Source organism: Solibacillus sp. FSL R7-0668, assembly GCF_038006205.1.
Taxonomy (GTDB): domain Bacteria; phylum Bacillota; class Bacilli; order Bacillales_A; family Planococcaceae; genus Solibacillus.
Genome location: NZ_JBBOUU010000004.1, coordinates 19036 through 39402 on the forward strand (window position 1 = coordinate 19036; position 20367 = coordinate 39402).

36 protein-coding genes are annotated in these 20367 nt (G+C 38.9%); 32 read left to right on the forward strand and 4 right to left on the reverse strand.

The window, feature by feature from the left end; genetic code table 11:
• Nucleotides 1–35: 35 nt before the first annotated feature.
• The 5 genes from MKX47_RS21115 to MKX47_RS21135 all read left to right on the forward strand — a co-directional run bounded on the left by MKX47_RS21115 (nt 36) and on the right by MKX47_RS21135 (nt 3003).
• Nucleotides 36–467 carry a phage holin family protein gene (locus MKX47_RS21115; RefSeq protein WP_340774506.1) on the forward strand — a complete coding sequence of 144 codons (432 nt, stop codon included), beginning with the start codon at nt 36–38 and terminating at the stop codon, nt 465–467.
• Nucleotides 464–1138: a peptidoglycan recognition protein family protein gene (locus MKX47_RS21120; RefSeq protein WP_340778415.1), complete on the forward strand. Its 675-nt coding sequence runs from the start codon at nt 464–466 to the stop codon at nt 1136–1138. Before MKX47_RS21115 ends, MKX47_RS21120 begins: the two co-directional genes overlap by 4 nt.
• Before the next feature lie 178 nt (nt 1139–1316).
• Nucleotides 1317–1832, forward strand: a complete 516-nt coding sequence (locus MKX47_RS21125; protein WP_340778418.1) for a hypothetical protein — start codon at nt 1317–1319, stop codon at nt 1830–1832.
• 11 nt (nt 1833–1843) lie between these two features.
• Nucleotides 1844–2344 (forward strand): hypothetical protein, encoded by a 501-nt coding sequence (locus MKX47_RS21130; protein ID WP_340778420.1) that lies wholly within the window; start codon nt 1844–1846, stop codon nt 2342–2344.
• 350 nt (nt 2345–2694) lie between these two features.
• Complete coding sequence (locus MKX47_RS21135) at nt 2695–3003, forward strand: hypothetical protein (RefSeq protein WP_340774497.1); 309 nt, start codon at nt 2695–2697, stop codon at nt 3001–3003.
• Nucleotides 3004–3083: 80 nt separating this feature from the next.
• Here the strand turns inward: MKX47_RS21135 and MKX47_RS21140 are convergent, their stop codons facing one another.
• Nucleotides 3084–3290 (reverse strand): helix-turn-helix domain-containing protein, encoded by a 207-nt coding sequence (locus MKX47_RS21140; protein WP_340774494.1) that lies wholly within the window; start codon nt 3288–3290, stop codon nt 3084–3086.
• 127 nt (nt 3291–3417) lie between these two features.
• On the opposite strand from MKX47_RS21140, the gene MKX47_RS21145 reads away from it, so the two are divergent.
• The 3 genes from MKX47_RS21145 to MKX47_RS21155 all read left to right on the forward strand — a co-directional run bounded on the left by MKX47_RS21145 (nt 3418) and on the right by MKX47_RS21155 (nt 6508).
• The gene (locus MKX47_RS21145) at nt 3418–3651 is read left to right on the forward strand and encodes a hypothetical protein (RefSeq protein ID WP_340774492.1); all 234 of its coding nucleotides are present in this window, start codon (nt 3418–3420) and stop codon (nt 3649–3651) included.
• Nucleotides 3652–3919: 268 nt separating this feature from the next.
• A complete protein-coding gene (locus MKX47_RS21150; RefSeq protein ID WP_340778423.1) occupies nt 3920–4909 on the forward strand; it encodes a tyrosine-type recombinase/integrase in 990 nt (329 codons plus the stop codon).
• A gap of 126 nt (nt 4910–5035) precedes the next feature.
• A complete protein-coding gene (locus MKX47_RS21155; protein ID WP_340778425.1) occupies nt 5036–6508 on the forward strand; it encodes a stalk domain-containing protein in 1473 nt (490 codons plus the stop codon).
• A 292-nt stretch (nt 6509–6800) separates the two neighbouring features.
• On the opposite strand, the gene MKX47_RS21160 is transcribed toward MKX47_RS21155, so the two are convergent.
• Genes MKX47_RS21160 through MKX47_RS21170 form a run of 3 tightly spaced genes read right to left on the reverse strand, consistent with a single transcriptional unit; the run spans nt 6801 to nt 8916 of the window.
• Nucleotides 6801–7973, reverse strand: coding sequence for a tyrosine-type recombinase/integrase (locus tag MKX47_RS21160; protein WP_340778427.1), 1173 nt, complete (start codon nt 7971–7973; stop codon nt 6801–6803).
• Between the two features lie 49 nt (nt 7974–8022).
• A complete protein-coding gene (locus MKX47_RS21165) occupies nt 8023–8466 on the reverse strand; it encodes an ImmA/IrrE family metallo-endopeptidase (protein ID WP_340778429.1) in 444 nt (147 codons plus the stop codon).
• Nucleotides 8467–8478: 12 nt separating this feature from the next.
• Nucleotides 8479–8916, reverse strand: coding sequence for a helix-turn-helix domain-containing protein (locus MKX47_RS21170; RefSeq protein ID WP_340778431.1), 438 nt, complete (start codon nt 8914–8916; stop codon nt 8479–8481).
• Between the two features lie 152 nt (nt 8917–9068).
• Between MKX47_RS21170 and MKX47_RS21175 the strand changes: the two genes are divergently transcribed.
• From MKX47_RS21175 to MKX47_RS21290, 24 genes are all read left to right on the forward strand, one after another.
• A complete protein-coding gene (locus MKX47_RS21175) occupies nt 9069–9293 on the forward strand; it encodes a helix-turn-helix transcriptional regulator (RefSeq protein ID WP_340778433.1) in 225 nt (74 codons plus the stop codon).
• 11 nt (nt 9294–9304) lie between these two features.
• Entirely contained in the window at nt 9305–10033 is a 729-nt protein-coding gene (locus MKX47_RS21180; protein ID WP_340778434.1) for an ORF6C domain-containing protein, read from the forward strand.
• A gap of 40 nt (nt 10034–10073) precedes the next feature.
• A complete protein-coding gene (locus tag MKX47_RS21185; RefSeq protein ID WP_340778436.1) occupies nt 10074–10271 on the forward strand; it encodes a helix-turn-helix transcriptional regulator in 198 nt (65 codons plus the stop codon).
• 172 nt (nt 10272–10443) lie between these two features.
• Entirely contained in the window at nt 10444–10719 is a 276-nt protein-coding gene (locus MKX47_RS21190; protein ID WP_340778438.1) for a helix-turn-helix domain-containing protein, read from the forward strand.
• Nucleotides 10720–10731: 12 nt separating this feature from the next.
• Entirely contained in the window at nt 10732–10872 is a 141-nt protein-coding gene (locus tag MKX47_RS21195; protein WP_340778440.1) for a hypothetical protein, read from the forward strand.
• Between the two features lie 18 nt (nt 10873–10890).
• Nucleotides 10891–11439, forward strand: a complete 549-nt coding sequence (locus tag MKX47_RS21200; protein ID WP_340778442.1) for a sigma-70 family RNA polymerase sigma factor — start codon at nt 10891–10893, stop codon at nt 11437–11439.
• A 156-nt stretch (nt 11440–11595) separates the two neighbouring features.
• Nucleotides 11596–12402, forward strand: coding sequence for a hypothetical protein (locus MKX47_RS21205; RefSeq protein ID WP_340778444.1), 807 nt, complete (start codon nt 11596–11598; stop codon nt 12400–12402).
• Between the two features lie 132 nt (nt 12403–12534).
• Nucleotides 12535–12795, forward strand: a complete 261-nt coding sequence (locus tag MKX47_RS21210) for a hypothetical protein (protein WP_340778446.1) — start codon at nt 12535–12537, stop codon at nt 12793–12795.
• Nucleotides 12795–13067 (forward strand): hypothetical protein, encoded by a 273-nt coding sequence (locus MKX47_RS21215; protein WP_340778449.1) that lies wholly within the window; start codon nt 12795–12797, stop codon nt 13065–13067. Before MKX47_RS21210 ends, MKX47_RS21215 begins: the two co-directional genes overlap by 1 nt.
• Before the next feature lie 79 nt (nt 13068–13146).
• Nucleotides 13147–14022: a hypothetical protein gene (locus MKX47_RS21220; protein WP_340778453.1), complete on the forward strand. Its 876-nt coding sequence runs from the start codon at nt 13147–13149 to the stop codon at nt 14020–14022.
• Nucleotides 13994–14794: a PD-(D/E)XK nuclease-like domain-containing protein gene (locus tag MKX47_RS21225; protein ID WP_340778456.1), complete on the forward strand. Its 801-nt coding sequence runs from the start codon at nt 13994–13996 to the stop codon at nt 14792–14794. Before MKX47_RS21220 ends, MKX47_RS21225 begins: the two co-directional genes overlap by 29 nt.
• A gap of 8 nt (nt 14795–14802) precedes the next feature.
• Nucleotides 14803–15216, forward strand: coding sequence for a hypothetical protein (locus MKX47_RS21230; RefSeq protein WP_340778458.1), 414 nt, complete (start codon nt 14803–14805; stop codon nt 15214–15216).
• A 16-nt stretch (nt 15217–15232) separates the two neighbouring features.
• Complete coding sequence (locus MKX47_RS21235; RefSeq protein ID WP_340778461.1) at nt 15233–16060, forward strand: DnaD domain protein; 828 nt, start codon at nt 15233–15235, stop codon at nt 16058–16060.
• The gene (locus MKX47_RS21240; protein ID WP_340778463.1) at nt 15969–16811 is read left to right on the forward strand and encodes a DnaA ATPase domain-containing protein; all 843 of its coding nucleotides are present in this window, start codon (nt 15969–15971) and stop codon (nt 16809–16811) included. The genes MKX47_RS21235 and MKX47_RS21240 overlap by 92 nt, the downstream gene beginning before the upstream one ends.
• 52 nt (nt 16812–16863) lie before the next feature.
• Entirely contained in the window at nt 16864–17277 is a 414-nt protein-coding gene (locus MKX47_RS21245; RefSeq protein ID WP_340778465.1) for a hypothetical protein, read from the forward strand.
• Entirely contained in the window at nt 17267–17500 is a 234-nt protein-coding gene (locus tag MKX47_RS21250) for a hypothetical protein (protein ID WP_340778467.1), read from the forward strand. Before MKX47_RS21245 ends, MKX47_RS21250 begins: the two co-directional genes overlap by 11 nt.
• On the forward strand, nt 17497–17694 hold the full coding sequence (locus MKX47_RS21255; protein ID WP_340778470.1) for a DUF6877 family protein: 198 nt from the start codon (nt 17497–17499) through the stop codon (nt 17692–17694). The genes MKX47_RS21250 and MKX47_RS21255 overlap by 4 nt, the downstream gene beginning before the upstream one ends.
• A complete protein-coding gene (locus tag MKX47_RS21260; protein WP_340778472.1) occupies nt 17684–18025 on the forward strand; it encodes a hypothetical protein in 342 nt (113 codons plus the stop codon). Before MKX47_RS21255 ends, MKX47_RS21260 begins: the two co-directional genes overlap by 11 nt.
• A gap of 13 nt (nt 18026–18038) precedes the next feature.
• Complete coding sequence (locus tag MKX47_RS21265; RefSeq protein WP_340778474.1) at nt 18039–18458, forward strand: RusA family crossover junction endodeoxyribonuclease; 420 nt, start codon at nt 18039–18041, stop codon at nt 18456–18458.
• A 329-nt stretch (nt 18459–18787) separates the two neighbouring features.
• Nucleotides 18788–19159, forward strand: coding sequence for a DUF3850 domain-containing protein (locus MKX47_RS21270; protein ID WP_340778479.1), 372 nt, complete (start codon nt 18788–18790; stop codon nt 19157–19159).
• 37 nt (nt 19160–19196) lie between these two features.
• Nucleotides 19197–19433, forward strand: a complete 237-nt coding sequence (locus MKX47_RS21275; RefSeq protein ID WP_340774582.1) for a hypothetical protein — start codon at nt 19197–19199, stop codon at nt 19431–19433.
• A gap of 79 nt (nt 19434–19512) precedes the next feature.
• Entirely contained in the window at nt 19513–19746 is a 234-nt protein-coding gene (locus MKX47_RS21280) for a hypothetical protein (RefSeq protein WP_340778476.1), read from the forward strand.
• Between the two features lie 48 nt (nt 19747–19794).
• The gene (locus MKX47_RS21285) at nt 19795–20031 is read left to right on the forward strand and encodes a hypothetical protein (RefSeq protein WP_340774582.1); all 237 of its coding nucleotides are present in this window, start codon (nt 19795–19797) and stop codon (nt 20029–20031) included.
• Nucleotides 20032–20110: 79 nt separating this feature from the next.
• Nucleotides 20111–20344, forward strand: a complete 234-nt coding sequence (locus MKX47_RS21290) for a hypothetical protein (RefSeq protein ID WP_340778476.1) — start codon at nt 20111–20113, stop codon at nt 20342–20344.
• The last annotated feature ends 23 nt before the right edge of the window (nt 20345–20367 follow it).

Below are 20367 nucleotides of genomic sequence, written 5' to 3' on the forward strand. Positions count from 1 at the left end.
CGAGCAGTGCTATTTTTTATGTAGAGGTGAGGGCAATGGAAAGTAAATTAGCATTAATCAGTGGAGTAATAGGGGCAATTATATCGTATATGTTTGATCTAATGGGGGTAGCGGTGTCTATCCTCATTTTATTTATGCTTGTGGATTACATCACAGGCTTAGTCGCAGCTGGCATCAATCGAGAGCTTAATAGCCGTATTGGGCTGCACGGCTTTGCACGTAAATTATATATACTAGTTTTAATCGGGATGGTATATGCGCTTGAGTTTGCAGCATTACACTATACAGAGTTTGATATTTTTGGCGGTGCAATTGGTGACGGCGCTGCATGGGCATACATTGCAATTGAGTTTATTTCAATCACAGAGAATGGCGTTAAAATGGGTGCGCCAATGCCGCCATTTGTTAAAAATCTATTAAAAATCATTAAGGATAAAACAGGATTAAATGAGGAGGGTGCAAATTGAGTTACACATTCAAACGAGTTTTGTTGCCTGCTAACAAGCACAAAATTAAATGTCCATACGCAATGACACCGCAATATATTACGGTCCACAATACGGCGAATGATGCTTCTGCTGCTAACGAGGCTGCATATCATAATCGCAATGACAACCAGGTATCGTATCATGTGGCTATTGATGACAAAGAGGCTATTCAGTGTATCCCATTTGACCGTAATGCCTGGCATTGTGGCGATGGACAAGGTGATGGCAACCGCAAATCAATTGGTATCGAAATTTGCTACAGTAAAAGTGGTGGAAGTCGGTACGTAGCGGCGGAAGAAAATGCGGTGCAATATATCGCTAAATTACTTCATCAATATGGATGGGGTATTGATCGCGTAAAGCAGCATTATGAATGGAGCAAGAAAAATTGCCCTCACCGTATTCGAGATGAGAAACGATGGGGTTCATTTAAACAACGAATACAAGATGCTTTGAATAAATTAAAAAGTGATAAGGAGGAAACACCAATGGCAAAAGAAGCTTACGAAAAAGATGCAGCACCAGCAGCGTGGGCAAAGGAAGCGGTTGAATGGGCAAAAGCGAATGGCGTATCGGATGGTACGTATTTAAAGCGCCCAGCTACTCGTGAGGAAGTTATTGTGATGATTCATAATATGGTTAATAGATAAAGTTTCAAATTTAAAGCCCGTCATTACTGTTTAATCGCAGTAGTGGCGGGCTTTTTTGCGTTTACATAAAAATAATTAAAAATATTTTATCAAACCTCTTTACATTAACCGTTGGCGGTTATATAATAAAGTTATCAAGTAACCGCTAACGGTTATAAAATAAAAGGGGCGATTGAAAATGATGAAGGAAATTATGAAACGTGCTTGGACGTTGGCTAAACAAGGGGTAAAAAAATTCGGCGGTAAAGTACGCGAATACTTAGCTTCATCTCTTTCAATCGCATGGGAGGAGAGCAAAGCAATGGTAAATACAATCGTAAAATCATGGACAACATCAAAAGGCGCTCAAGTTGAAATGACTTATTCTACGTCTCGCGCAGTACAAACTCGCAACGCAATGGACGATTTAGTAGAAACAATCGAAAACGGTTTAAAAATCGAATCAGTAGTACTTAACGGCGAATCAGTTAACACTTGGAACACAAATCGTAAATACAAAGAACACAAATTAAGCATGGGTGTAGTCGAGTTTAAGGGAAAAAAATGCAAAATTGAAATCGAAATGCCTGAAGCAATTTCTCTTGAAGTTTTTGGTCCGTTAGAAAAGACTGTGGTGCCAGCGAAAAAAGAAGAAACATTACGTTGCAAACACTGTGGAGAATTTTGCTACGGTGATTGCCAAGCGAACAAATAGGAGGAAAATTAATGTTAACTACATCAGAAAAAATTCAAAAATTAATAGAGTGGGGTGCGGTGGCTCACCGCATCTCTAAAATAACAGGTATACCTAACAATACAGTTGTACGTATTTGGTCAGGCGAAGCAAAAATTGAAGCAATCCAACTTAAGACAGCTGAAAAACTAGCATGGTATTACGACATGGTCGAGCGCAATCTATCAGAGGCTATTGCTTTGGTGGATATGCTAATCTTTAAACTAGACAATGATCGCCAGCGCTTACAGGGCAATTATAATCTGTACCAAAAATTAAAACGCGAGCCTTTTAAAGTGTTTGAGCAGCTACACAAAGTTGCACTAGAGCCGCAATACTCACATAAATTAAATGATGTTATGTATTATATGGATGAAATCGGTGAACGTATAGCAACTATTGATGTGGATATTGCATATAACGTTACCTTATCGGATATGTACACTTATTACATGAGCGTACAGCGCAACAAATTCGCTAAACAAGCCGAGTAAAACACAAAAACCCACCAAGTTAAATACCTGGTGGGCCTTTTGTGTAGTCATGCAATTACGCATACTCTATAATATATTTCAATCCACGCTCTCGCGACACATTTAATATATCACACAAAAATAGTGGCAGCAATATGGTAATTTGGTATAATGTAATCGTTAATGTCATTCTCAACAGTGGGGATGTGGATTGAAAAACCGTTTTTATTATGTACGAAAAAGTCACTCATCATTGGGTGGCTTTTTTATTTTGTCGAATTGTCGAATACATGCCCAAATAGACAGTTTCGCACATTCTATTTACATGTGAAGTTAATTATTGTAATTTAATGTTAACAGGAGGTGGAAATATGATTAAAATTGAAACGGAAAAATGGGTACTTGGTGATGAAGTAGAATTTGAAGCTGTTACATTGGATTCGGATGTTAATGGCACCACACTCATTAACATCAGTCTCGATAAAAGTAATTATGACGTGTGCATTGTATACGCGCATATTGATTTTGACGGTATAACAGACTTCACGAAATTCAGAGAAGCCATCGAAAATAGTGCCATCGTTGAAGCGTTTCCGAATTTAGAGCTGGCGAAAGAATTTTATGATCAAATAAAAAATCCTTTGAAATTATCTGAGTTTGTCAGAGGGAGAATGAATTAAGGGGAATAGTCATCGTGTATAGTCAGAATTAAAGCCTTCCACTATTAAAATTGGTGGAAGGTTTATTTTGTTTTAAGCAATTAAATTTCCATATCATCTTTTACAAAGCTAATTTTCAACTCGTAGCCAGTAGCTTCCGCGATCTTAATCAAATCTTGCACGCTGTATGATTCGTTTTTCATTTTAGTCGACAAATTCCCCTGTGACATTCCGATTTTTTCAGCGAGTTGTGTAGCTGTCATATCCTTTTCTACGAGCATTTTCTTAATTTCCTTTGTTAACTCCACTATTATCAACCCCTTTTATTAGATATTAATATAATTTATTTGTTTAATCAATATTTTATTTGACATATCTATATAAAAGATATATTATTAATTTAACAAATAAATTATTTAATTGGAGGAAATAAAAATGATTAAATTTTACATCGATGAAGAGTATGGAATTGAAATGGGTGGCATGTTTTTACAAGGTGACAGAGTACTATATGTGGATAGCGAAGAAGAAGCAAGAAACTTAAATGATCGTTTCAATAATAAAGAATACCCATGTGCTTTCAACGACCTTCCTGACTGGGGAATTCACCAATTAACACCTTTACAACTTGAAACATTCTTAAAAGAAAAAACTTTATACAAACTTTAAAAACTGAACAGCTGGTATTAAACCAGTTTAGTGCCGGCGATTGAGTTTTTAAATACAGAAAGGAGAATTCCATGAAATCTACTCAACGACGCAATGAGTACATTCGAATCAAAATGAAGCAACTGAATCGGGTCACAGATGCTCATAAGCACACAAGGCGTCTAGCTCGTATCATGAAATATTGTGAGCTGTTATTAGCTGTTGAAAAGGCTTATCATCTGAGTGAATTGCAAAGGGTATTCAAATAAATTGAATAGGAGTGAAAAACATGAGTAAATTACATTTAATAAATGAAATTGAAACAACTGTAAAAATGGTTGCAGCTGCTGAATATGACCCAATTAAATTAGCACTTTATTTAGACGACTTATTATCGAATTACAAAATCGAAGCAAAAGACAGTGAAATGATTAAAAACGATAATACAGACTACGTACACATGTTTATAAGCTCATTGCAAATTGAAAATTATTCAGCCCATACACTTAAAAATTATCGATATGAGCTGGATCGTTTTAAAAATTATTTGAATAAAAACTTGTTACAGGCTACGACAGCTGATATAAGAGCTTACTTATCGGCTCACAGCCATTTAAAATCGAGCACGATTGTAACAAAGATGGACATACTATCGAGCTTTTATGGATGGTTAGTGAAAGAGGAAGAACTTCTTAAAAACCCATGTTTGAAAATCAAACGCCCTAAAACTGAAAAGAAAGTACGGGAGGGTCTTACTATAATTGAGTTAGAAAAGGTCCGTGCAGCGTGTAAAAATGCACGTCAACGAGCGTTAATTGAAGTATTTTATAGCACAGGTTGTAGACTTGATGAACTTCGTAAGCTGGATGTTGATGATATCGATTGGCAATCGTCCAGCGCTATTGTGTTTGGTAAAGGGAGCAAAGAACGTCGTGTTTATTTGAGCGAAAAAGCTAAATATTATTTAAAAAAATATTTGAAGGAACGTACAGATGATTGCCCTGCTTTAATTGCGAGTGAGAGGCGCCCAATCCGCAGGTTAACAAATGAGGGTATACAGTACCAAGTAAAAAAGATTCGCGAAGCTTCTAGCATTGATAAGCCACTTCACCCGCATATAATGCGTCACACATTTGCTCAGTTGAGTTTGGATAACGGGATGGAGTTGGCGGATCTCCAAGCGTTGATGGGTCATGAAAATGCAGATACGACAGCGAGGTACGCACAGGTAAGTGACGCACGTAAACAAAACGCATTCAAGCGATTCCATGCTCAGTAAATAAGCAAACAACTAAAGCTCTCCACAACGAAATAAAGTGGAGGGTCTTTTTTTACCCTTGAATTATCATACATCTGAATACATAATTAATATGTAATACAATTTTACTAGGAGGTTAAACAACAGATGAAATTTATAAAAACATTCGCAGCTGCAATCCTAATTTTTTCGACGTTAGCATTCGCGAAAATTGACAGTGCAAGTGCAGCTACAAACATCTCGATTTATTTAAACGACGCTAAACAATCGTACAGCAACAAAGCTATGATTAAAAATGGCGCCACATTAGTACCGTTACGCGGAATCTTTGAAGGCCTTGGCGCTCAAGTGACATGGAATGCATCAACAAAAACAATCGATGCAACAAAGGGCGGCACAAAAGTTTGGTTAAAAATCGGCTCAACAACAACAAAAGTTAATGGTAGTAACGTTAGTATAGCCGTACCAGCGCAAGTAGTTAACGGCAGCACATTGGTACCTTTACGTTTTATCAGTGAGTCATTAGGCGCTAAAGTCGAATGGGTACCAACTACAAAGACAGTTAAAATTGCTACAGGTGATAACGCATCACCAAAACCACCAACAACAGCAACGAAAAATAACATGAAAGTCCACTTTATTGATGTTGGCCAAGGTGATGCTACATTCCTACAACTAGCAGATGGCAAAACAGCACTAGTTGATGCGGGTACAGATGGCGATGGAGAAACAGTAGTAGCTTATCTAAAATCGCTAGGCATTAAAAAATTAGACTATGTAATTGCAACACATCCAGATGCGGATCACATTGGCGGAATGGTTGATGTACTTAATGCGTTTGAGGTTACTACATTTGTAGACTCAGGCAAAGTCCACACATCACAAACGTATGAAAATATGTTACTAGCTGTACAAAAAGAGGGTAGTAAGTACATCGTGCCTACACCAGGCCAAACTTTAGCTCAAGACAGTACATTAAAATCTTATTTAAAAGTAATCCATGCAGACGAGGATGCTGTTGAAAACAATGACGCAAGTATTGTTATTGCCGCTGGATATTGTGCACAAGATGTTTTACTAATGGGTGACGCAAGTACAAAAGTTGAATCAAATCTAGTTGCAACTAAAAAAGTGACTCCAGTTGAGATTTTAAAAGCTGGCCACCACGGATCTAATACAAGTAGCTCATTAGGATTTTTAAAAACAGTTGATCCAGCTGCGGTTATTTTAAGTTATGGTAAAGGTAATAGCTATGGTCATCCGCACCAAGAAGTATTAGCAAATATTAAAACGATTGGTGCAAAAGCGTATTCTACAGCACAGGACGGTACAATTGTAGCTACTATGGATTGTAACGGCTACAAATTAGACGGCAAAGAATTTGAAGTACCTGGCGATATTGACAAGCCGGACACAAAACCAGAACCAACTCCCGAACCTGAGCCAAAGCCAGAACCTAAACCAGAGCCGGAACCACCGACAACTCCTACGCAACCAAGTAAAGCGTATAAAAATTGTACAGAGTTGCGCGTAGATTATCCGGACGGTGTTTCATCTAGTCATCCTGCTTATCAGTCTAAAATGGACCGAGATGGAGACGGCTGGGCGTGTGAGAAATAAATAAACAAAAAACCTTCTACTGAATAATAGAAGGTTTTTTGTTTTAGTGATATAAAAAGCGACCGTTTGGCGACCGAAAAGCGACTGCGTAATAATCTAAGGTAAAGTTTGTGGTCAATTACTACAGTTTGGGTTATGATAAATACCGTCAAATCAACGAAATGAAAGTGTGAGATATTAAGTGACAGACAACATAATCTATTTAGATAATAGTGTATCATGTCGGCTAGAGTGCTTAAACACCAGCACTCGCGAGACCCTACTTTAACCAAAGTGACCAAAAAGCGACCAATCAATAAAAATCGTCGAATAAATCACTCGCTTTTTGCTTATCTCGATCCGTTAAATGGCTATAAACGTTAAGAGTAATTTTAATATCAGAGTGCCCTAGCTGCTCTTGAATGATTTTAAAGTTAACCCCTTTACTAACCATAAAACTAGCGTAACTATGACGCAAATCATGAAAAGTGATTTTAGGCAGTTTTTTCTTTTCGATAATCCTATTCCAAGCAGTAGACATTGAACGTGGGTGATGAGGATAACCGAAATCATTTGTAAACAAAAGATTAATAGCTTGTTGGCGCTCGTCTAACATAGGTTTCCAAAGATTCCCCACTTTCGACTTCGTATCTTCGCGCTCTTCTATATATAGTTTTAACTCGTCCATAAAAGGGACTGGCAAGGTAACAGTACGCGCCTTTTTATTCTTCGTTAACCCAAGGTACAATTGTTTTTTCTCTTCATCAAAATACAAAGCTCTATCTATTATAATTGTATTTTTATCAAAATCTATACATTCTACGCGTATGCCTGCAATTTCACTAATTCGTAACCCAGCCATAACAGCGAGTTTAATTTTCAATTTATGATTAATGTTAATATCTTCTATTCTATCAAATAAAACTTTTATTTGTTCTTCATCGTAAAAACCTTTAGCTTTTCTATTAACGCGAGGTGATTTAACCCCATTCATAGGATTCTCCTTAATCACCTTCCATTCAATCGCTTTTCCGAATATGCTTTTTAGTACAGTAAATTTACCAATACTCATACTACCGTTACCGTTTGATTCTTTCCATTTTTTAAAGCATTCAACGATATGAAACGTCTTAATTTTCGAAAGTTTATAATGGCCCAACTCATCTAAAATGCCTTTTTTTAAATGGAAATTATAATTATCCCTTGTTTTTATCGTCAAATCGACTCTCACATAGTTATCCATCCACTTTTCGACGAAATGGTTAAATGTCATCGAGTCGATATTTTTGCTCATTTCCATATTTGATACTTCAATTTCAAATTCAGTGATTGCTTTTTTAATTGTACGTTCAGATAAAGAGTTTAAAGTTACTGTTTTAAATTTCCGCAGCCGTCTTCCAGTATCCTGATCGTAACCTCTTTCTACGGTTATTTTTATACGCGGTTTTCCATCGACGGTTGGTTCTAACGGAATATAACTAGCCATAGATAACACTCCTATTAATTATTTTCGCAAACGTATGTTCTTTTTGTGGTTATAAAAAAAGCTTCTTACATTTTAATTCCACTAACTCTAGCGGTACGTTGTGTAATAAAGCTATGTCTTGCATGGTCATCTGCTGGTTAAGATATTCTTGTAGGTTTTCGTCGGGTATTAATAGTTCTATTGCAAAGCGATTGGCTTCGTTTTCGAGTTTGTCCACCGAAAACAGTGTTTTTCTTTTTAAAAAAGGCGTGTCAATTCTGGAGTGCATTTCTGAGTGAGCTAATTCATGACAACATGTAAAAAGTTTATCTTGTTCTTCTAAAATGGAATTAATATAAATAAATTTATTTCTGCGGATATATTTGTAAAAACCAAAAATTTCTTCGTGCATATCGTGTTCAAAAACATAAATGTTTTTTGCCTGCGCGATTTCGTAAGGATTATTTGTGCCATGTTTTGCTATCAATTCTTTTACGAGATTCCTGATCCACAAAAGACAGACCCCCTAATTTTTCTCTCTGTATTTGTTAGGGGCAAATTTTTTATTTGCCAATGTCGCTATACGTTCAGCGTGTTCCAATGCTTCCAATAATGACTCCATCGCCTCTTCACTCATAGGTTCACCTCTAAAGTTCAAACCTTCACCATCTTGATTACCTTCTTTTAAATCCTTTTTCATCTTTTCCATGCGTTTGGCCATATCACGTTCTTCTTTTTCGGATAATAAGGGTTTATTAATTTCATTAATCCTTCCCAGTAGGTAATCAACTGACACGTCGTAAAAATTAGCTACAGCATTCAAAATATCATAGTCAGGTTGAGTTGATGATGTTTCATACCTTGCGTAAGTGGAACGGTTTATATTCAGCTTATCAGCCAGTTCTTTTTGCGAAAGTCCTTTACCTTCACGTAAAGAACGTAATCTATCACCGTATTTAACCATCTACTACCACATCCTTTCTTTTACTCTATATAAATTATAGGTGAAAAAAATGCACATTAAAATAATTGTGCAAAAAATACACAAAAATAGTTGACTGTGCAAAAAATGCACTGTATACTAAGGTTAATCAAATGAAGAGGAGGTTACGGGATATGTTCGCAGACGCATTAAAAAAACGTCGAATCGAGCTAGGTAAGTCTCAAATGCAGGTGGCAAAAGAAGTTGGTATTGAACGTTCTTACTACACGAAGATTGAGAATGGTTTAAAACCAAGTGTAAAAGTTGCACAAGCATTAGCTAAACACTTAGGTGGATTCGAATGGACGATTTTTTTTGAAGAAAATTGTGCAAAAAGTGCACAAAACAAAACGGCATAGGAGGATTTAGCATGAATCAATTACAAGTAATCGTATACCGACAAGCGCGAGTGTTGACGACTGGTCAATTATCCGAATGTTACGGGACAGACGAAAAACGCATTTCGGAAAATTTTTCTAGGAACAAAACACGCTACACGGAAGGTAAGCATTTCATTTTATTGCAAGGTGAAGAACTGAAAGCATTCAAAAAGACTTATCCGCAAATTGCTGAACAGTCGAAAAGAGCACCAATGTTATACCTTTGGACAGAAAAAGGTGCATGGCTCCACGCGAAATCATTAAATACAGATGCTGCTTGGGACGCTTACGAAATGTTAGTGGATGAATATTACAAAATTATTGAACAACAAACGCAAGACCCTGTAGAGCTTGCATTGCAAACGTCACTCAAAAACTACCAAGAAATCAAAGGCATTAAAGAGGATGTCACCTTATTAAAAGATGGTATGCGCATTGACGGGCGTCAAGAATACGCATTAAAAGAGCAAGGTAAAGCGAAGGTATTACAGGAGTTAGGTGGTTACGGATCATTAGCTTATGAAAAATTAAGCCGTAAAGTTTTCGCGCAATTATGGCGTGACTTTAAAAAGCACTTTGTTTTACCTCGGTCGATGGAGTTACCAAGGTCAAAATTTGATGAAGGTGTGAAATTTATCGCAATGTGGCGCCCAGATACATCACTTGCAATCGATATTGAAGCAGCTAATAAACAAGCACAATTTAAGTTAGTGGAGTAATTAAGGCGCTTCACTAGCGCCTTAGATTGGAGGTATTAGTATGAGAAATGTTAGAGGAGTAAAAAGGTTAGCGGAGTACCTTGCGGAGAACGACACGCCAATATCAGAGTCGACAATTTATAGACTGAAACGCGAGAAGAAAATCCCGTATATCAGCCCGTCACCGCGTATTTTAATTTTTGACCTAGATGCAATTGACAACTGGTTGAGTGTTGCCAACGCATCAGGTGATTATTAACACAATAACCGAGGGCAATCGGTTTTAGAAGAGCCAGGGCAATGGCTCACTAGCAAGTTAACTTGCTTAATGTAATAATATCCTATTTTTTATAAATTCAGTTACTAAAGTCCACAGGCGACTAGTCGGGAGTGTACTAGTCCATATTGGACTATCGGGGGAGGTGGACATCATGCCCGATTTCGCCAAGCATTTAAAAGATTTTCGCGAGGGCGCTAATCTCACTCAAATAGAGATGGCGCAAAAGCTTAATATGACTCAATCGCATGTCAGTAAATATGAAAAAGGTCGTAAAATCATCGACTTAGAAACATTCATGCGCTGGGTGCAAGTAACGAACAGCGAAGCACAAGCAGCAATCATTTTATTCGGCGCAGACATTTTTGCACAGGCGACACAGGTTTTATCGTTAGTTCCGGCATTTATACGTTTTTCATTCTTTATATAGGAGGTTATCAAGATGATACGAAAAGTACGCAATTACTTTTTTGACGAGGACGCAGTAGCAACAGCATCAGACAAAGCCGTCATCATTTTAATGGCACTTGCAATGGGGTTAGCGATCTACGCAGCGGCAGTTGTATATGCCAGCACATTTTAAAAAGAAAGGAGCAAAATCATGACTCTAACAATGGAGCAGGAGCAGCTTGTATTAAGTCACACTAAACTATCACACCATTTAACTCATAAATATTACCACGAGTATTTAACTCACGAGGATCTAGCGAGCGTCGGTTTTATCGGTCTTGTTAAAGCTAGTAAAAGATTCGACGAAAGCCTAGGATACAAGTTTTCTACTTTAGCAGCAACATGCATCCGCGGGGAAATCATTAAAAGTTTTAGAAAAAAGCAAATTCCAGCTACTTCACTTCATCAGCCATACAGCGAGGATGAAAATATCGAACTTATTGACTGCATACGGAGTGACGCATTAGTCGAGGACCAGGTGCAAATCAAAATGGATTTAACAGCAGCACTAACGGTTTTAGATGAGCGCGAACGTGACGTGATCCTTTATCGATTTGGTTTAGGTGGTAGTGGTGAGTCGCTATCTCAATTGGCGGTAGGGGAGCGAATGGGCCTTTCTCAAGTGCATGTCAGTCGCATCGAAAGGGCGGCGTTAGCAAAATTAAGACGCCATTTAACTCAAGGAGGTCTATATGTTTAAGTTTTTATTCCGCTGGTCGCGCTTATCGACACAGCAGCGTTTATTGCTTAGTTCAGGGCAAATAAAAAACCGCTAATCGGTGCAACGATTAACGGCGGATCAAATTAACTATTACCACGATTATATCATAAATCGTGATGGAAAAGGGAGATAAAAATGATAGGTTCACCAGGTTACGAAAAATTAAAAGCTTCTGTTGAAAGTGAATGCAACGAAAGGAATCATTGCGGTTGCTTTAATCCAAACGGTTGCCCTTTAGAACGGGCTTCAATCGGTACGTATGGCGAACAAGGTTATAAAAGTTGCTTTCATAAATATTGCGACAAATTTAAATGGGTTATTGATAGAGCTAATCATTATGCAGAAAAAACAGGTATGGATGCAGCAGAAATATTAAATGCATGGGAAGAAAAGCGCAATTACTGGTACATGAATTATTACCAAGATTGTAACCAACCTGAAATTAAAGACGATAATGTAAGAATTTTTGATACTATCAAAGATTTGAAAATTAGCGTAGGTGATAAAGGTTTCCGTTGCCCACATTGTAATGGGGTTTCAACAGATCCTTATGAATGCAATAGCGGTGTACATTTCAGTGATGGAGCAAGCAGTGAAAAATGCGATTGGAAGTCATATGGCTTATTCGGAACATTGGGGCAAGGCGCAACAATTTTCGTAAAGGAGAACTTACAAGTAGGTTCTTTATTTATGCCAATCGCATGGGAAGAGCACGAGCCAGCGAAGCAAACTCCATCAGTAATTGAGCTGAAAAAGGGTGCAGTTGTTCAATTTAAGGTGGATTGGGAAAACGAACCTACACCAACTAATACATCTGTTGTCAATCGCGTTGCAAAGGATAAATCATGGGTTGATGTTAGTACGCCATTCGGTAAGAAACGGGTTAGAAATCCCTTGGAAAATTTAAAGATTATCACAGTTCCAATGGTTGTTCACATTTAAATATTTTTAGACAGTGCGAGCCCAGCGCTCGCTCTCGTCAAGCAGCTTAAAAGGGCGCAGCCATTCGCCGTCTCCTAATCTTTTAAGTTGCTTGATGGGATTTGTCCCATACAAAAAATGAGGAGTGATTTTATGTCCGTAGCAGAAAAATTAAAAGCTATCATCGCAATCATTGAGCAGTATCAACTAGAATCGGTTATCCAAACGGAAACTAGTGATTTCTCAGCCTCGACAATCCATTTGTCAGACGTGGCGGAAATGCGAAAGTTTGGTAGTTCTGTAAAAATAATCAACCGCAATTCGATTGATTACCCAACAGAGTTGGCAGTTGAGATTGATGGAATTAGAGTTTTTGCTCTCGTACATTTCAAAGAGAATGCAGGTGCTGCGTAATGTTCGAAGTCGAAAATACTACGTACAGTGGCGTCGGTAAAACGTTTGTGGGTGTGTATGATGCGCCAGAGCCAGTAAGAGTTGACTGGAAAGGTCGCGAAGTATTCAAAGGTGAAGAGTATTACATTTTTGATGTAGCAGACGGTGTAATTTATGTGCATATCGAGGAAGTGCGCGAGTATTTAGATGATTACCGCTTAGATGTCGAATGTTATGAGCAGCTCATTAAACTAATCGAGGCATACCACAATAATTACCCGGTCATTATGTAAAAAAAGGCCACTTGGCAGAGTGGTCCTCAAACAAAAAATATGTTAGCGCCATTGTAGCGCATTAGGAGGCATTTATCAAATGAGTAATCTAACAGAGCAATTTAATAGCCCGCAAATGGCACAACCGCAATTTCATGGGGGAGCACTAGCACACGCTAGCGCTTCTCGCGAAATGGAGGAGGTGAAAGGTCAAATTTTCATGGCGAAGCAGTTCCCACGCAACGTATTCCAGGCTGAGCAACGTGTACTGGACACTTGCAAACGTCCGGCACTTGCACAGGTAGCAATTTACCGCTATCCAAAAGGTGACACAAACGTTACAGGTCCATCTATCCGCTTAGCAGAGGCAATTGCACAAAATTGGGGCAACTTGTCCTATGGTATTCAGGAGCTTGAGCAGCGTCACGGCGAGTCGGTAGCAAAGGCATTTTGTTGGGACTTAGAGACAAATGTGCGTCAAGAAAAAGTATTTACAGTAAAACATGCCATCGGATTAAAAGGCGGCAAAATTAAGCAGTTAACGGATCCGCGTGATATTTACGAGAAAGTAGCTAATGATGGCGCTCGCCGATTACGCGCTTGCATTCTTGGGGTTATCCCAGGGGACATTGTGGACAAGGCTTTACAACAATGCACGAACACGCTTGCAGGCAATAGCAAAGGCCCATTAAAAGACCGTGTGGCAAAAATGCTTGAAGGATTTAAGGGGCACTACCGTGTGACGCAAGAAATGGTCGAGGAACGTTTTGGCTATAATGCAGATTCTTTTACCGAGCATGATTATATTGACCTTTTAAATATCGCCAATAGCTTAAAAGACGGCATGAGCTCAGTTGAGGATTGGTTCAAAAAATCGGATACCAAAGAGCAAAAAAGTGGCTTAGGTGACGCATTCAAAGAAGAGGCAAAAACAGAGGTGAAGCCAGATGCAGCAGACGTTTCAGTTAACGAGTGAAAACTACCACTCAAAAGAAGCTAACCAGCATTATATGAGCGTTTCCCAGTTTAAGAGCGCTGTGCAATGCGAAGCAGCCATGATTGCAGAATTAAAGGGCGAGTTTACTCGTCCTCCTTCTCAGGCTTTGATGGTCGGTTCTTACCTGCACGCAGCACTGGAGAGCGAGCAAGCTTTTGCGGATTTTTTTGAAAAGGAACGCGACAGCATCGTCAATACACGAGGTAATATGTACGCACCTTTTGCACAAGCAGATGAAATGATTGAGACCGTTAAAAACGACCCGTTCTGTATGTTCGCGCTCGAAGGCGATAAAGAAATTATCATGACAGGCGAGTTATTCGGCGCTCCTTGGAAAATCAAGATTGATAGCATCAACCATCAGAGGGGCACATTCACCGACTTAAAAAGCACCCAGGAGCTGGGCAAACGCTACTGGAGCGAAAAATATAACGGCTGGGTTTCATTTGTACAGGCTTATGATTACGTGCTTCAAATGTACGTTTATCGCGAAATCATTTATCAAAACACCGGACGTTATTATGATCCGTACATTGTAGCAGTCACAAAAGAGTCACCACCCGATAAAGCCGTTTTACACATCGATACAGCGCGTTACAGCTTTGAAGAGGATTATGTCCAGACTTTATTGCCGAGCATCATACAGGCAAAGCAGGGTGAGAAAAAACCCCATCGTTGCGATAAGTGCGCTTATTGTCGAGGGACAAAAAAATTATCGGGCACGTTTGAGATTGAGTATTTACTAGATTAGGTGACGGCATGGAAAAAGACCACCGTCGAGCAGCAAAATACATCAGCGCACAATTAAAAGCAGCAGGTTTTGAGGTGCATCATCGCTATTCCAAAACCACAGACAGCGCTTATCTGACGCTGGAAAATAGCTTACTAGGTGTTTTGCGCATAAGCGACCGCCATTCTAAAAGGTTTCATTTGTACAACCTTATCAAAGGCGAGAGGCGCAGAATTGAGATTACAAGGCATGGCACGCAATGTTATTTCGCTCCTTTTGCAGAGGTTGATATTTTAATAACCAAAATTAAGTATGACCGCCAGCAGCTTATTAAAGAGCTGGGGGAGCAGGAATATAAAAAGCAAAAATTCATCCGCTTACCAAGTGGCGAGAAAAATGAGGGCAATTTAATTCGTTACAAAAGTGGTTTTCGAGATTTTTAACAGGAGGGCTAGGGTAATGGCTGAACAAAACAACAGAGCCTTTAAAGGTGTGTGGATCTCCAAAGAAATTTGGTTAGCAAAAGACCTTGGGTGGTCGGAAAAGCTGTTATTAGTGGAAATTGATAGTTTGGACGGCGAACAAGGTTGCTTCGCCTCCAATGAATATTTAGCAAACTTTTTCGGACTATCTAAGGACCGTATTTCAAAAATGGTTTCTTCTTTAAAAAAGAAGGGCTATATCACCGTTCAGGTTTTTTACAAAGAGGGCACAAAGCAGATTGATAAACGTGTAATTCGTTTAAATAGGCAACCGTACCCTATAGGCGAAAACGCCGATACCCTATCGGTGAAAACAACTAGGGGTATAGGTGAAAACAACGATACCCCTATAGGCGAAAACGCCGAGGATAATAATACAGTTATTAATAATACAACTAATAATACAAAGAATAAGAGAAAGAAAGAAGGGGACAAGCCCCTTCCTCCCTCTTCCTTAATCGACCGTGAATTTCTAAAAGTCAAAAATCATTTTGAAACTCACGTCATTTATCAACAAGCTGCTTATGTACAGACAAAAGCCATTAGCGACTGGATGGACGATGGTTATCAGTCCGACTTAATTATTAAAGCAATGGACATAGCCGTAGAACGTGGCAAACCTGCTTTACCTTATATCAACGGCATTTTAAAAACGTGGCGAGCCGATGGGATTATTAATATTCAGCAGCTACTAGCAAAGGAGGCACAAGCCAATGGAATCCATACAGGACATCATGCAGGACATAATGGCCCGAGCTCAAGCCCAGTACCAAGCATCATTACAAAAAGAAGCAGCCTCGAATAACTATAAGTGCCAAAAATGCAAAGATGTTGGCGGCTTAATTATTGACAAGGTGGATGATGAACCGGGCATTACGCAAGGTAAAACCTATCAAGTGTGGGTTGATTGTGATTGCACGAAACAGCAAATCGCTCAAAAGCTTTTAAGAGCCAGTGAAATTACACCTGAGTTTCGAGCAATGACTTTCGGCAATTTCCGCTTAGATGATGTACCGCCGATTGCGCATGACATGCAGCACTTAGCGGTCGAGTATTACAAAAATTTTGACCAGCTAGAAAAAACAGAGCATAACAGCATCGCTTTTCTTGGACAACCGGGCGTAGGCAAGACGCATTTGCTAACCGCATTATCCAATAACATGATGAGCAATAAATTAAAATCCGTGCTGTATTTCCCGTACGTTGAAGGATTTAACGATTTACGGGACGACTTTGAAAAGCTTGAGGCTAAAATCATTCGCATGAAGCAGGTTGATATTTTGTTCATTGACGATTTATTTAAGCCCGTTTCCAAGCCTGGTAAAGACGGCGCTAGAATACGAGTTCCGCAGGCGAGTGAATGGGAGCTAAAACAGCTCTATGCCGTGATTAATTACCGTCAAATAAATCACAAGCCGATTTTTATCAGCAGCGAGCTCTCTTTTGACGAAATTATCAACTTAGACGAAGCATTGGGCACACGCATCTACAAAATGTGCAAAAAGCATTTTATTCAGGTGGATAAGGATCTTGGTTTGAATTATCGGTTGAAATAAATACAAGACCATTTTGTTGGCTTCAGCAGAATGGTCGGAATGGAGGAAACACATGAAAATTACAGAAGCCTACACGGTTTATAACAACGGCATACAGTCAGTCGAGCCAAAGCTTGCTGAAGCAATTGATTGCATTATTGACGCGAAAAGCAAGGCTGTTGACCGGTATAAAGAATCCTACGAAATTTGCGAACGAGGCATGCACCGAGCTCATGATCTATATAAGGATTCACAGGAGAAACTGGATAAGGTCGAATTGGCTGAGGTAAAAGCGCGTTTCGAACTTGAGCAAATGAACAACACCAGTATTTTTAGAGCATTAGCAGAAATTGACCGTTTACAGACAGCACTTGAAAAAATCGCATATATACCAGCCTTTAAATCACAGGCGGAAATAGAAGCTTTTGCGGAACAAGTAATTATAAGTTCTCGTAAAGCATTGGAGGATGATCAAGATGCCAATTAACGACATGTACATTGCAGGTAACGGCGTCTCTTATGTAGGATTCCGCATGGTCGAATATTGCCGCATTTTTTGGCTAGTTGACGGAGTACGTCAGTTTAAAACGGTTTGCTATGACGGTGAGGCAATGGCTGACGCGATTAACAACCGCACAAAGCTTACAGAGGGGCTTCAATTTGAGATTGAATATACAGCAGCCGATAATTCGGCGGTGAAAGTAGCGTGACAAAGCAACAGGTAGACCAAGCAATTAGTGAATTAGTTAGCGCGTATGTATTTCCCTTTGAAGCATTACTGGACGTGCATACGAGATTGCTAGGCTGCACCGATGCGCATTACGCAGCCCAGCAATTGCGCTATCTTCAAAATTTAGTAGCTGCTGGGTTAGCTAAGAAAAGGGGCGAAACGATTGAAAGCTAAAACTAAGCAAAAGGATGAATTGTTATTTAAGCCGTATGCAGATAACTGCACGACATTTAAAAACGTGAGGGTTTTGCATTTTCATGAATTAGCAATTGAGCTGGTAATAAATCACCAAGGAGAAAAGAAATTCTTTTTAAATTCCAAGTCTTTCCCACTTTATTACGACACGGTGAACTTTAAAATTTTAAACGTGTTGCAATTGGTGAGGTTCGAGACAGAAAAAATAAAGGTTAAATATAACTTAGGAGAAATGATTGAACGGTCGGATATAGAGCAGAGGCTAAAAACTTGGCTTGGTCAATCATCGGAGTTAACCCCAGTAAGTTAGGAGAGATAGGGCAATGATTCAATTTACAATACCAGGCGCAACACAGCCACAAGAACGACCACGCTTTAGTCGTACAGGTTACGGGGTAACTACACATGACGCCCCCAAGTCTCGTAATTATAAAGAGTTAGTCAAGCTCGTAGCATGGCAGAATAAGCCGCAGGAGCCACTACAGGGTGCGTTAAAGTTGGAAGTTGATGTTTATCTCATGCCACCGAAAAAGTACCACACAAAGCCAAAACAGGCGCTTATTGCATCAGGTGAGTTACGACCAACCACGAAGCCGGATACAGATAATTTAGTTAAGGGCATTAAAGATGGCATGTCTAAGATTATTTGGGTAGATGATGCGCAGATAGTGGAACTGGTGGTTCGTAAATTTTATGCAATGCAGCCGAGGGCAGAGGTTAAGGTTAGCGCACTGTGCGGTTAGCAATAAGGTTTGCGAATTAACATTACAGTAAGTAAGGTACGCCGATGATGGATGTAAGGATGGTTGTATTCCGCATTTCACAACCATTTTCATCACTGGAGGTAAGCCGATGGTGAGCGATAAGTCCGTGAGTGAGTATGTAATTTAACTGGAGCGTGTTTGCTATTAAGAAAATGATTAGTAGATTAATTGATTACTTTGTCTATATTTTGGATCGAGTTATTTCGTAAGAACAATGTTCGTGTATGGATCCTGAAAACTTTATGCGGATCCATATCATTGTTCGTATTTGAACAATTCAGATGATGAAGGGAGCAAGTAAATTGAAGGTGCATGAGTTGAAAATTTTGCCTGAGTATTTCGAGCAAGTATTCGCTGGAGAAAAAACTTTTGAAATCAGAAAAGACGACCGAGGGTATCAAACAGGGGATCTGTTGCATTTAAAAGAGTTTGGTATTGATGGGTATACAGGGAAATCGGTGCTAGTACGCGTTACTTATATTACCGCATTTAAACAAGAGCTAGGCTATGTAGTAATGGCAATCAAGGAACCGGGATTTGAAGTGTTAAACAGCCTATTTGGTTATGATAAAGCGGCAAATTTAACAATGGGGGAAGAACCAATTTGGGTGCTAGAGCAAGCTACCGATGAGGATTTGGAAGCTAATATTATGGCGGTTGATTCAGGGGATGTTATTTAAGCATTTGAACAATTATACGTAGAAAGGAAGAATAAAAATGAATGATTGGACACCGATAAATGAAAAATCACCACCGCTCGGGGAATGTATTATATGCACGGTACAAGATCATATTAGAGGTCGTTTAGAATTAAGATACCCTGTTTATTATATACAAATGCCTTATGCCGAGGGATATGCATTTCATTTTGGAGAGATTGGCAATATCTTGTTACCTGATGTAAGTGAGGTATTGGCATGGATGCCTATGCCAACGGTATATCAAAACGATTAATAAAAGCAATGCGCTTGGATGTACGAGCTTAGGTCTATTAAACACAATGAACAAATTGCGTAGGAAAGGAGTGAGACCAATGTCTGAAACCTTAAAGGAAAAAATCGAATGGATGTTAATGGGACTTTATTTAACGGATAAAGGAGCAAAAGAAAAACGTTTATTTGCGTATTCAATCGACTTAGAAGAAAGAGCGTTTTATTGTGTAAAGATTAACGATGTTAAAAAGAAAAATGCTAAAAAGAATTATTTCGACCAAAACCTACCGCTTGAAGATATAGACGAAAACATGGAAATACTGGTGACTCATTAGTATTCTGAGTCTTATAAGAACAATTATACGTAGAAAGGAAGAATAAAAATGAATGATTGGACACCGATAAATGAAAAATCACCACCGCTCGGGGAATGTATTATATGCACGGTACAAGATCATATTAGAGGTCGTTTAGAATTAAGATACCCTGTTTATTATATACAAATGCCTTATGCCGAGGGATATGCATTTCATTTTGGAGAGATTGGCAATATCTTGTTACCTGATGTAAGTGAGGTATTGGCATGGATGCCTATGCCAACGGTATATCAAAACGATTAATAAAAGCAATGCGCTTGGATGTACGAGCTTAGGTCTATTAAACACAATGAACAAATTGCGTAGGAAAGGAGTGAGACCAATGTCTGAAACCTTAAAGGAAAAAATCGAATGGATGTTAATGGGACTTTATTTAACGGATAAAGGAGCAAAAGAAAAACGTTTATTTGCGTATTCAATCGACTTAGAAGAAAGAGCGTTTTATTGTGTAAAGATTAACGATGTTAAAAAGAAAAATGCTAAAAAGAATTATTTCGACCAAAACCTACCGCTTGAAGATATAGACGAAAACATGGAAATACTGGTGACTCATTAGTATTCTGAGTCTTATAAGAACAA